This window comes from Phytobacter sp. MRY16-398 (assembly GCF_003925915.1).
GTDB classification, from domain to species: Bacteria; Pseudomonadota; Gammaproteobacteria; order Enterobacterales; family Enterobacteriaceae; genus Phytobacter; species Phytobacter diazotrophicus.
Genome location: NZ_AP018756.1, coordinates 2,034,194 through 2,045,877, shown reverse-complemented (window position 1 = coordinate 2,045,877; position 11,684 = coordinate 2,034,194). Strand labels below are relative to the sequence as shown.

Sequence of the window (11,684 nt, the reverse complement as noted above, 5' to 3'; positions counted from 1 at the left end):
TGCTTTTGTTTTATTCAGGTATATAGAATAAACCAGCCAATACCAGGATGCCCCGAGGTTACAAGGGAATGAAATTTTTAATAAATATTGATAATGACACATTATTCTCTACTGGCATCGTCGGTTTAATTCGTGACGCTATTAAAGAATGCAATGTCTCTTCGCCTTCTCTTTCCTGGGATTTTAGCGTTGAGAATATTCATAAAGCAGATTTTATTTTCATGACCGTATGTGCGGGAGAATATTACTTATGTTTTAGAGACTTAATTAACAGGAAAAAGTCAGGGAGGATTTTTATCTTTGTCGCCGGCGATACGATTCCAGCGAGACATATCCTGCCTGACTGCATCAAAGACGCACAATTCTTTCTTCGCAAAGAGCGTTCGGCTGTGGTGTACGACGCCATCGTCAAAGCGATTCATGGCAACCCTGCGGCAAAAGAGCGCGCCAAAGGTGCGGGAAAATGCGCCTATTCCTGTATTAACTGTAACTATAGAGCCCTCTCTTTTACCCAGGAGAAAATTGCCTATGGCTTACATGCCTGCATGGGCATGAACGATATCGCGGATCGTATTGGTATTACCTACAAAACGGCCATTAGTCACAAAAAGAATATTATGAATAAATTCGACCTGAACAGTAAACTGGAACTGTATGAATTTATTGCCTGTTATCACAAAAAGAAGCATTAGTGCTTAATATGGAGCTAACGATGCTTTGCCGATTAAAGCATGCCTTACTTGCCAATAATATCAACCTTTACTACCAACCTATTTACTCAGCCTGCACAAAAAAGATTGTCGGGTTTGAAGCGTTATTGCGATGGCGTGATGCGCGATTCGGACGAGTCTGCCCGGAAACGTTGATCGGGCTCGCCGTTGAAAATGGCCTGATGAGTACCGTTTCGCTCTACGTAATTAAAAAAGCCATTGCCGAAATGGCGACATTATTAGCCCGGCACGGACTGTTATTAAACCTGAACATCACACCTGGCGATCTGAATTCAATCTCATTTAAGAACACGCTGCTTAATGAACTTGCGCGTCATCAGCTCAATGCCTCGTCCATCGTGCTGGAGATAACCGAGGTCAGTTGCAACGATTCCCAGGCGCTCATGACTAACGCGACACAGTTCAGACAGCACGGCTTCCACCTGGCGCTGGATGATTTTGGTAAAGGTTGTTCGAATAATGAAAGGCTGCTCAGCCTTCCCGTAACGGATGTCAAAATAGATAAATCCCTGACTCAGGCACTGTGCGCAAAGACTCTACATGGAGAAAAAACCCTGCGTATGTGCAGGGCGCTGTATGAACGACCTTACCGGTTAATCTTCGAAGGGATTGAGTTCGCGGAACAACTGGCCTGTATCACCCGAGAGTTTCCCGGCGCCCGTGCGCAGGGCTGGTATTTCTCAAAAGCGCTGCCCGTAGAGGGCGTGCGGGAGCTCCTGAACGAAGCCTCACCCGAGGCCGTCATACAACGCCTGGCCTGACGGTCAGGGTGCAATCATCACCTGCACATTCGCCAGTTCAAGGGCGGTCGCCAGTACCGCAGGCGGTGCGCTATCTGTTATTAGCAGATCGATATCCTGCCACTGCGCCACCTGCACCAGCGACATATGCTGGAATTTTGCAGAGTCGCAGAGCAGCACTTTAAAGCCGGAACGGCGAATCAATACCCGTTTCATTTCCGTCTCATCCAGTGCGCTATCGTAAATGCCCTGGCTGGTAATGCCCGATGCGCCAATAAACGCAATATCAAACCAGAACTGCTGGAACTGCTCAATGGCAGACGGCCCGACAATCGCCATCTCGTCATCACGCATCATCCCCCCTGCCAGATAGACTTCCGGTGCCTGCGCATAGCGGCCCAGCGCATGGGCAATGCGCACACTGTTGGTGAAGATTTTCAGACGCTCATGCTTCACCAACTCGTCGACCATAAACAGGGTTGTGGTGCCGATATCAAGCGCCACGCTCTGGTAGCGCCCGGCCACCTCAGCAGCCATGCGGGCAATGCGCATTTTGCTCTCCCGATGAAGGGAAAGACGTGCGTCAAAATGCGCCGGAAGCGGGTCCATAATCGGCTGGCTGACCGTTTCGGTCAGTACCGCACCACCGTGTACCCGGCTGAGTTTACCCTCGGTTTCCAGTTCGGCGAGATCGCGGCGTACTGTCATCTCCGAGACCGCCAGCTCCGCTGAGATATCCACTACTGTCACGCGCCCCTGCTCGACCAGCATGTTAAGGATCCGCTTTTTGCGTTCCTGAGGAAGATAACGGGCCTGAATCTCGGGTTTAGCTGACATAACGATAGATACTCTGTTTCGGGTGGAGGGGCTTAAACGATATAGCTCACAATATTAAGGGGAAGTGGTGTGATTTAAAACCCAATTTGTTCGAATGTGTTCATTTCTTTGCGCGGAACATCCCTTTCCCGCGCGAAACTGTGCGAATCAAAACCAGTCGAGGATCCGCGTCAGCGAGGTGATTTCTGTTACCCCCTGCTCAGAGGCGGGTGACGCGCCATAAAACGCGACGTGCATTCCGGCGGCCTGCGCCGAGCGCATCCCGGTCATGCTGTCTTCAACCGCCAGTACCGCCGCCGCAGGCAATCCAAACGCCCCCAGCGCATGTTGATAAGGTTCGGGCGCCGGTTTGCCATGGTGTACATCATCCAGCGTCACCACTACATCAATAAACTCACGCACACCCAGCGCCTCAAGATTCGCTTCGACTATCCGTCGGCACGAATTCGACACGCAGGCCTGTTTGATACCTTTCGCCGCCAGCTTGCGGATGGTTTCGCGGCTGCCGGGAATAGCAACCAGTTCGTGGCGGTGGTCATGGTAGTAGTCTTCAATCGCCGCCAGCCACACGGACTGGTCCAAATCGGCGGGCAGTTCTGCGCACAAGGCCAGCCAGACATCGTTAATGTGCACACCGTAAAAGCGCGTCTCGGGAATATGGCTCAGATCCAACCCGAAGCGATGGCAGACAGCCAGCAGTGCCCGGTGATGAAGTGGTTCGCTATCGACCAGCGTGCCGTCAACGTCCCAGGCAATGGCAGTAAATTTCATGGTGTCTCCTGGCGGGTCAGTGGACGACAGGCTTCATAGAGCTGGCGGAAACGCGGATATCCCTCATGGTAAACATCGGCATGTTCAGGCCGTGGCGTAATCACATCTTTGAGGTTGACCCAGGCGCTGGCTCCCTTCCAGTCTGTCGATACCCCGACACCCATCGCCGCCGTCCAGGCGGCCCCCAGACAAGAACCGGGGTGCCCATCCAGGCGAGTCAGCGGCTCGCCCAGCACATCGGCGACAATCTGCATCCACAGTTTGCTTGCCGAACCGCCATCAGAGACGATGTAGCGTTTTACCGGATAGCCGATGTCAACCAGCGTCTCGATATGGTGTTTGATGGCGTAGGCGTAGGCTTCGAGCAGCGCGCGCCAGATATGCCCCGCGTCGTGGCTGAGCGTCAGGCCAAACAGGATGCCCCGGGCATTTGGATCATGTAACGGGGTTTTCTCCCCCAGAAAATAGGGCAGGAAAATCAGGCCGTCACTGCCCGCCGGGCGGTTTTCCGCCATCTCGTCCAGGTACTGATGGATACTCATGCCCTTTTCACGTGCTGCCGCTTCATGCTGCGCCGCGAAGTTCTGCACAAACCAGTTCAGCCCCGAACCGCCGGTCGACATACAGCCGTTGGGCATGTAGCAACCCGGCACAAGGTGATAATCCAGATACAGGCGCGGGTCAGGGGTAGCGCTTTGCGTTACGGTCAGAATATCCACCGAGCCGCCGAATTTGAGCAGCACTTCGCCAGGCGAAGTCACCCCCGCGCCGAGCGCGGAGGCAATCAAATCCGCCGCCCCGCCAATCACCGGTGTGCCTTCACTGAGCCCGGTCCAGGCCGCCGCCTGCGCGGTCACCGCGCCGATAATGTCATGAGAGCGGACCAGACGGGGGACTGTATAGCGGGGAAGATGGGCAAAGGCAATCAGTTCGTCATCCAGCGTATTGCTGCTGATATCAACAAAACCCGCCTCCAGCGCCCAATTCTGCTCGATGATTTTCTCACCCGTGAGCTTCCAGTTAATAAAATCATAGGAACCGAACACCGTGGCAATACGTTCAAACACTTCCGGTTCATGGTGTTCAATCCAGCGGATTTTCGCTCCCACCAGTTGCTGGTTAATACCGTTTCCGGCGCGCTCTAAAAAGTGCTGACTGTCCATTTCACAGCGCATCTGCTGCACTTGTGCGCCGCTGCGACCATCGCTCTGTTGAATGCTCGGACGCAGCAGGCGGTCTTCGCTATCCAGTAAAACCACGGCAGGCAACATCCCGGTCACGCCAATGCCACAGATTTCACTCGCCGCAATGCCGCTTTGTGTGAGCAACTGCTGGCAAATTTCACCGACATTGTCCCACCACTGCTCCGGCGACTCCTCCGTCCAGCCGCTGTGCGGGGCGAAAAGCGTGACCGGGCGGGAGGCCGTACCGAGTACCTTATCGGGCAGGCCGATCAGGATGCCAATGGTTGAGGTTGTACCAATATCAATGCCTAACAGATACTGCATCTTATCCTCCCGTTCCAGGGGTTATGTTTAGCGCAGCTTTTCGACCACATCCATAAAGCGTTTTACCCGATCCCCGTCGACCTGATTCCAGGTGTGCCCGTCGACCTTAAAGTGCGTGCCGATGACCACACCGCTGGCAATGCTCAGAATGTCGGTGACGTTATCGATGTTGGTGCCGGTGTTGGCAAAAACCGGAACGCCCTCTACCGCTTCACAGACTTTGCGCAGATTAGAATGTTCAGCCGGTTCACCGGTGATCGGCCCGGACACCAGAATGGCATCTGCCAGTGACGAGAAAATGGCGCTGCGCGCGCGCAGTTCGATGGGGCGCGCATCCAGAGAATGGGCGAATTCTGCGTTGATGTTAAAGAGCAATTTCATATCTTCACGGCCCAGGTTGCGGCGCAGGCGAGACGCGCTGGCACAATCCGGCTCCCAGATCCCCATATCAGAAGCAAACACGCCGGTGAAAATTTCACGCACGAAGCTCGCCCCGGTGGCAGCACCAATGGCGACACTGGCGTTAGGATCCCACAGGTAGTTCACGCCGAACGGCACTTTCAATATCGATTTCGCCGCCTGTACCACAGCCGACATGGCCGAGACGCCTTCCAGCGACGCTTTAAACACATAAGGACGGTCATTTTCGTTGCCGAACATAATCGCATCCACGCCACCTGCCTGTAGTTTCTCTACATCACTGAGAACATCGTCGATGAGCTTATTGAGGCCACCTTTAGCGTCGTACAGCGGCGCGCCAGGCAGCGCGCCAATATGGGCCATTGCGATAACCGCTTTTTTCTTATTACCCAAAAATTCAAAGATCATAACTTTCTCCGGTGTTGGCTGATATGTCATGGTAAAAAGCGATCACGCGTCTTTCGGCAACGCAGGCGCGATGATCACATCAATATTTTCCGCCTCCAGCATCGCCGACAGCGCGGGTGGTGGTGCCTGTTCGGTGATCAGGATGTCGAATTGCCTCAGTGTGGCGAGGTGCACCAGCGACATTCGTTGAAACTTGCTGGCGTCACACAGCACCACTTTCAGGCTGGAACGGTTGAGATAAAGACGTTTGAGTTCCGCATCCTCAAAGGCATAGTCATAAATTCCCTCGGCGGTCAGACCAGAGACGCCAATAAAGGTGATGTCGAACCACAGGCTGGAAAACTGCTGTAGCGCCGCAGAACCGCCGGTCGACATTTCATCCGGGCGCATCCGCCCGCCCGCGAGGTAGATTTCCGCCTTCGCGGGGGCAATGTCATGCGCCACGCGAAGGCTGTTCGTAAAAATTTTCAAATGTGAACACTGGCTGAGGTAACGTGCGGCAAGAAACGTCGTGCTACCGACATCCAGTGCCAGTGTGCGAAATTTCTTGCCGAGCTCTGCCGCCGCCGCCGCGATGCGCAACTTAGCCTCATGGTTTTGCAACAGGCGGGACTCGAAACTCGGTTCCACTTTGTCAATCGCCACTGCGCTTGCGCTCTGCGGCAAAACCGCCCCACCATGCGTACGGCAGAGGCTGCCCTTCTGCTCCATCTCCATCAAATCACGACGGATAGTCATTTCGGAAACGGCGAACTTCACGGCCAGATCCGGCACAGACACCGCACCTTGCTGAACCAGCAGTTGCATGACTTCACTCTGACGCGACGCAGCCGAACGGCGTAAACGCGCACCGGATCCGGGAGCGTCAGGCTGAAAAGGCAGAGCGTCGTTGTGCGTCATCGGCTGACTCCGAACATTGAAGTTAACAAAAACAAACATACAAAACAAAATTTGTGATCGCAATTGTTTTTATCATAAGAAATATGTTTTGTTGTGTTCGTTATATTGGTGTAAAAAATAATCATCAACACAGGGGAAAAGAACATGCACACATCACATTTGACGTCCGGACACTATCCGGACCTGCAAGGTAAAGTGGCGATTGTTACCGGCGGCGCTACGGGTATTGGTTATGCCATCGCCCGCAATCTGATTCGCCAGGGCATGCGGGTCGCTATTGGAGACATCAACGAAGAAGCCGCCTGGGCAGCCGCCACCGAACTCGGCGCGAACACGGTGGCGTTTCATCTGGATGTTCGTTTACGTGCGTCCGTTGAAGAAGGCTTTGGCTGGGTAGACAAAACGCTGGGGGACTATGATCTGCTGATCGCCAACGCGGGCGTATCAACGATGCAAAAAGCCCTGGCGATAACAGATGATGAGTGGGATTTTAATTTTGACGTCAACACCAGGGGTATTTTTCTTACTAATCAGATTGCCGCACGCAAATTTGTGGCGCGCAAATCCGGTACTATCGTGAACACAGCGTCGCTTGCCGCCAAAGTTGGCGCGCCGCTGCTGGCCCACTACTCCGCCAGCAAGTTTGCCGTCCTCGGCTGGACTCAGGCGCTGGCACGGGAACTGGCCGCTGACGGGATCCGCGTGAATGCCGTCTGTCCGGGTTTCGTTAAAACTGGCATGCAGAGCCGCGAAGTACAGTGGGAAGCACAACTGCGCGGCATGACGCCTGAACAGGTCATTGATGATTACATTCGCCAGACGCCGCTTGGCCGCCTGGAAACGCCCGAAGATGTCGCCGAAGTGGTGGCCTTTTTGAGTTCCGACGCCGCCCGTTTTATGACGGGTCAGGGCGTCAACGTGACCGGCGGGGTGTATACGGGCTGATAACACGCCGTTGTGAACAAAGCAGCTTCATTTCGAACAAAACCGAACATGGATGTCACCAGTCCCAGGACGGGCAACACGTAACAGAGGTAACCCAATATGGCCTCCATTGAATTACGGAACGTGTCGAAATCCTACAACGGCAATCAGCACAGCGTCCGTAATGTGAATTTGCACATCCGGGATGGTGAATTTGTTATCTTCCTTGGCCCTTCCGGCTGCGGAAAGTCCACTACACTCCGCATGATTGCCGGACTTGAAAGCATTACCGATGGCACATTGTTAATCGACGGGCGCGACGTGAGTCATGTGGCGCCGCGCGATCGCAATATCGCCGTGGTATTCCAGAGCTATGCGCTCTACCCGCACATGACCGTCGCCGAAAACATGGCCTTCGGCCTGAAAATGCGTGGCGTGCCGGGCAACGTCATCAACAGTAAAGTGGCCGAGAGCGCTGCAATGCTGGGGCTGGATAAACTATTACACCGTAAACCGGCCGCGCTTTCCGGCGGGCAGCGCCAGCGCGTCGCCCTGGGCCGCGCTATCGTGCGTGAACCGCAGGCCTTTTTGTTAGATGAACCCCTCTCAAACCTTGATGCTCAGTTGCGCGGCGAGATGCGTAGTGAACTGATCAAGCTTCATCGTCGGCTGGGCAAAACCATGGTCTACGTCACCCATGACCAGGTAGAGGCCATGACAATGGCGGATCGCATTTGCATCATGCGTGATGGCCATTTGATCCAGTGCGGGACTCCGCTGGAAGTCTATAACTACCCGGTAAATACGTTTGTTGCCCGTTTTCTCTCCTCTCCGTCCATCAACCTTCTTCCCTGTCTTGTGCAACGAACGGGCATGGATGTCAGCCTGCAACTGTCCGACGGCCCACAGCTCCCGGTGCCGGGCTGGATGGCCGCCGACTATCAAAGCCTGGCGGGAAAACAGATGACCCTCGGCGTGCGACCGGAAGATTTTCACGCCCACCCACGCAGACCAGACTGGATCCCGCTGGAAATTGCCGTCAGCGGGGTGGAAGCGCTGGGCGCGGAAAACATTGTCAGCGGCACGCTCGGTAAAGTGCCGGTGGTGATCCGCCTTGATCATCATACGCACCCGAAGGTGGGCCAGATGCTCAGCATCTGGCTGGATCCCAACTCACTGCATCTGTTTCACCCCGGCAGCGGAGATGTGGTTGAGCGCCGTAAAACACCGGACAACGCTGACACCCCAGGCACGTGAGGAGCGAACATGCTACGAAAAATTGGATTGCATACCGGGCTGGTGCTGGCCTGTCTTTCAATTTTACTGCCGGTGCTGTGGATTGTGCGAACCAGCCTGGTGCCAGAATCGATGGCCTACAGCAGCGATATTTTCCCGCAGTTTTCCGCGGAAAATTTCCGCTCGCTGATTGAGAACAACGGTTTTTTACGTCATTACGCCAATAGCCTGATTGTTGCTACCGGGTCGGTTGTCCTCGCCCTGCCGTTTGCCGCCGCCACCGGCTATGCCTTTGCCCGCTTTAAAACGGGCGGTAAAGCGGCGCGCTTTATTATGCTGGCGACCCAGATGCTGCCAGCGGTAGCGCTTGTGTTACCCGCCTTTGCCATGCTGCGAACCGTTGGGCTGACCAACTCGCTCTTCGGACTGACGCTGGTCTATGCCGCGTTAAACCTGCCGTTTCTGACCTGGATCCTGATGGGCTTTTTCGAAGGGATCCCGGTGGATCTGGAGTGGGCCGCGATGACCGACGGAGCTACCGCCTGGGGCGCTTTCTGGCATGTGGTGCTGCCCGTGTCGCTGCCGGGTCTTGCGGCCTCCGCCGTGCTGGGCTTCATCCTGTCGTGGAATGAGTTTCTTTTTGCCCTGGTGCTTAGCGGGCCGGAGACCGCCACGGTCCCGGTGTCGCTTGCCGCGCTACAGACCTCGAACGGTGTTCAGATTGGCAAGGTTTCGGCAGGCATTGTGCTGGCCGTGCTGCCACTGATGGTCGCCTCACATTTTATTCAGCGTTACATCGTCAAAGGACTCACCTTCGGCGGTGTTAAGTAAAGTCATGCCATCCAGACAGAAAATTGTCGCCGTTAACACTCCGGCACCTTCTCCAGGAGTTAATTATGTTGAATCGTAAGAAAGTCACATTGTTATCGGGTCTGATAGTCCTTAGCCTTTCGGCGTCCGTTCGGGCGGAAGATGTAGTGCTGCGTGCGTTGATGGAAGATGTTCCGGAAACGAAAATCATTGAAAAAATGCTGCCTGATTTTGAGAAGCAGTACCACATCAAAGTGCAGTTCGAGAAAATCGGTTACGGCGATATGCATGACAAGCTGGTATCGCAACTGATTCAGTCGCAGAGCTATTACAACCTGCTGGAAGTGGATTTTCTGTGGGCGGGGGAATTCAGTAAAGCCGGCTGGCTGACTGATCTCACGCCGGATGTGAAAAAATCTAACTTTGATATGTCGGCCTTTATTCCGGCCACCGTGTCGCTCATTAATGTGACGCCCAATAAAACCACGCTGATCCCGATGTACAACTATTCCATGGGGCTGATTTACCGCACGGATGTGTTGCAGGATGAGAAAATAAAGAGCGCCTATCAGGCCGAGTTTAAAAAACCGCTTGAGCAGCCCAAAACCCTGGAAGAGTACGTTACGCTTGCCAAATTTATCAAGAAGAACAGTGATATGGCCGGGGCGGCTATGCAGGGGCAGCGCGGCGATCCGAACAGCATGGAGTTCTCGAATTACCTGTTCTCCAGCGGCGGCGCTTACGTAGACGACAAAGGTAAATCCGCACTGAACAGCCCGGCGGGGAACAAAGCGATGACGCTGTATGCGGATGCCATCAAGAATGCCGCGCAAACCGGTGCGCTTTCCGCCACCCTCGACGATACCGTGCGTCTGATGTGCAGCGGTAAAGCGTTCAGTATGTTGACCTATTGGTGGATGCTGCCGCAACTGGATAACGCCACCGCCTGCCCTGCCGTGGCCGGTAAACTCGCGCTGACAACCGTTCCTGGTGGTCACGGGGAGAGCGGCGGCTGGGGTTGGGGCATTCCGAAAAACGTCTCAGATAAAGAGAAACAGGCCGCCTGGACCTTTATTCAGTGGGTGCAGAGTAAAGAGGTCACTACCGCACGCGCATTGCAGGGGCACGCGCCTGTTCGTTCCGATGTCTATGAAAACGCCGAGGTACTGAAAAAGTATCCTTACTATAAAAACGCTCTGAATATTGTGGCGTCCGGTAAGTCCTTCCCGGTCTTCTCCTATTCCGCTCAGTATGAAGATGTTCTGGGGACACAATTGTCCCTGCTGGCGAGTGGCGAAAATACCGTCGACAAGTCGCTGAAAAATGCATCCGACCAACTGGATAAGTTGCTGGTGAAATAAGACAAAGGGGGCCGGCAGATGGCTTTAGCTGAGGAATTTAGCGTGAAACCGAAGTACCGTTTAACAATAGACAGATTCCGGGTGACAGGCTGGGCATTCGCCCTGCCTGGGTTGCTGGCTCTGGCGATTGTGCTCGGCTTCCCTGTTATCTATTCCGTTGTACTGGCTTTTTCGTCCTATACGCTGATGCATGCGGAGATCTTCCCTTTTGCAGGGCTGGACAATTTTATCAGCGTGCTGAGCAGCGATACCTTCTGGCACTCTGCCTGGTTGACTATCCGTTACTCATTATTGACGGTAACCGGTGAGTTTATTGTCGGGCTGGGTATCGCCCTGATGCTCAACCGGGTGGTGAAAACCCGCCCGGTCTATTTCGCCTTATTGACCATCCCGATGGCTATGTCGCCGGTGAGCGTGGCGCTGATCTGGCGTATGTTGCTGCAACCGAACCTTGGGATTATCAACCATATGCTGCAAAGCGTTGGCCTGCCGGGCGTCGACTGGCTGGGTAACCCTACGCTGGCGTTCTGGAGCATGGTGTTTATTGATGTCTGGCAGCAGATGTCATTCGTGGTGCTGATCCTCGCTGCGGGGCTGGCGTCGCTGCCTAAAGACCCGTACGAGGCCGCCGAAATTGACGGTGCAAATAGCTTGCAGCAATTCTGGTATATCACCCTGCCGATGCTGCGCCCGGTTTCGGCAATTGCGATTGTGATTCAGTTAATTAACGAACTTCGCACCTACGACCTGCCCTATATCCTGACCCGTGGCGGGCCGGGGAATGCCACCGAAGTGCTGAGCTTCTTTGCCTATCGCCGGGCGTTTCTGGGGCTGTCGCTCAACGAAGGGGCCGCCGCCGCGCTGATTTTGCTGTTAATTGTGCTGGCGATGACCATCGTCTATTTCGTGCTGCTGGAACGGCGCAGATAAACGCGAAGTGGAGGAAGCAGGAAAAGCAAAAACCCGCTTAAGTTGCCTTAAGCGGGTTTTCAAATTTGGTGTATTGGGCTAAGGCATCCAGTAAAAAATCAAATCAGT

General features: G+C 54.3%; 12 protein-coding genes. 7 read left to right on the top strand and 5 right to left on the bottom strand.

Going from position 1 to position 11,684, the window contains the following annotated elements; translation table 11 throughout:
* The first annotated feature begins 68 nt into the window (after nt 1–68).
* Nucleotides 69–692, top strand: a complete 624-nt coding sequence (locus MRY16398_RS09775) for a helix-turn-helix transcriptional regulator (RefSeq protein WP_172600637.1) — start codon at nt 69–71, stop codon at nt 690–692.
* Nucleotides 693–712: 20 nt separating this feature from the next.
* Complete coding sequence (locus MRY16398_RS09770; RefSeq protein ID WP_172600636.1) at nt 713–1,492, top strand: EAL domain-containing protein; 780 nt, start codon at nt 713–715, stop codon at nt 1,490–1,492.
* Nucleotides 1,493–1,495: 3 nt separating this feature from the next.
* On the opposite strand, the gene MRY16398_RS09765 is transcribed toward MRY16398_RS09770, so the two are convergent.
* The 5 genes from MRY16398_RS09765 to MRY16398_RS09745 all read right to left on the bottom strand — a co-directional run bounded on the left by MRY16398_RS09765 (nt 1,496) and on the right by MRY16398_RS09745 (nt 6,315).
* Nucleotides 1,496–2,308: a DeoR/GlpR family DNA-binding transcription regulator gene (locus MRY16398_RS09765; protein ID WP_071196356.1), complete on the bottom strand. Its 813-nt coding sequence runs from the start codon at nt 2,306–2,308 to the stop codon at nt 1,496–1,498.
* Between the two features lie 147 nt (nt 2,309–2,455).
* On the bottom strand, nt 2,456–3,079 hold the full coding sequence (locus MRY16398_RS09760) for an HAD family hydrolase (protein WP_125124246.1): 624 nt from the start codon (nt 3,077–3,079) through the stop codon (nt 2,456–2,458).
* A complete protein-coding gene (locus MRY16398_RS09755) occupies nt 3,076–4,587 on the bottom strand; it encodes an FGGY-family carbohydrate kinase (RefSeq protein WP_125124245.1) in 1,512 nt (503 codons plus the stop codon). The genes MRY16398_RS09760 and MRY16398_RS09755 overlap by 4 nt, the downstream gene beginning before the upstream one ends.
* A gap of 27 nt (nt 4,588–4,614) precedes the next feature.
* The gene (locus MRY16398_RS09750; protein WP_071196353.1) at nt 4,615–5,415 is read right to left on the bottom strand and encodes a BtpA/SgcQ family protein; all 801 of its coding nucleotides are present in this window, start codon (nt 5,413–5,415) and stop codon (nt 4,615–4,617) included.
* Between the two features lie 42 nt (nt 5,416–5,457).
* Entirely contained in the window at nt 5,458–6,315 is an 858-nt protein-coding gene (locus tag MRY16398_RS09745) for a DeoR/GlpR family DNA-binding transcription regulator (protein WP_125124244.1), read from the bottom strand.
* Between the two features lie 144 nt (nt 6,316–6,459).
* Between MRY16398_RS09745 and MRY16398_RS09740 the strand changes: the two genes are divergently transcribed.
* From MRY16398_RS09740 to MRY16398_RS09720, 5 genes are all read left to right on the top strand, one after another.
* Nucleotides 6,460–7,260, top strand: a complete 801-nt coding sequence (locus tag MRY16398_RS09740) for an SDR family NAD(P)-dependent oxidoreductase (protein ID WP_052249323.1) — start codon at nt 6,460–6,462, stop codon at nt 7,258–7,260.
* A 99-nt stretch (nt 7,261–7,359) separates the two neighbouring features.
* The gene (locus tag MRY16398_RS09735; protein WP_125124243.1) at nt 7,360–8,496 is read left to right on the top strand and encodes an ABC transporter ATP-binding protein; all 1,137 of its coding nucleotides are present in this window, start codon (nt 7,360–7,362) and stop codon (nt 8,494–8,496) included.
* 9 nt (nt 8,497–8,505) lie between these two features.
* Complete coding sequence (locus tag MRY16398_RS09730) at nt 8,506–9,306, top strand: carbohydrate ABC transporter permease (RefSeq protein ID WP_079496379.1); 801 nt, start codon at nt 8,506–8,508, stop codon at nt 9,304–9,306.
* A 65-nt stretch (nt 9,307–9,371) separates the two neighbouring features.
* Entirely contained in the window at nt 9,372–10,646 is a 1,275-nt protein-coding gene (locus MRY16398_RS09725; RefSeq protein WP_125124242.1) for an extracellular solute-binding protein, read from the top strand.
* Nucleotides 10,647–10,664: 18 nt separating this feature from the next.
* Nucleotides 10,665–11,576 (top strand): carbohydrate ABC transporter permease, encoded by a 912-nt coding sequence (locus tag MRY16398_RS09720; RefSeq protein WP_107224098.1) that lies wholly within the window; start codon nt 10,665–10,667, stop codon nt 11,574–11,576.
* Nucleotides 11,577–11,684 lie beyond the last annotated feature (108 nt).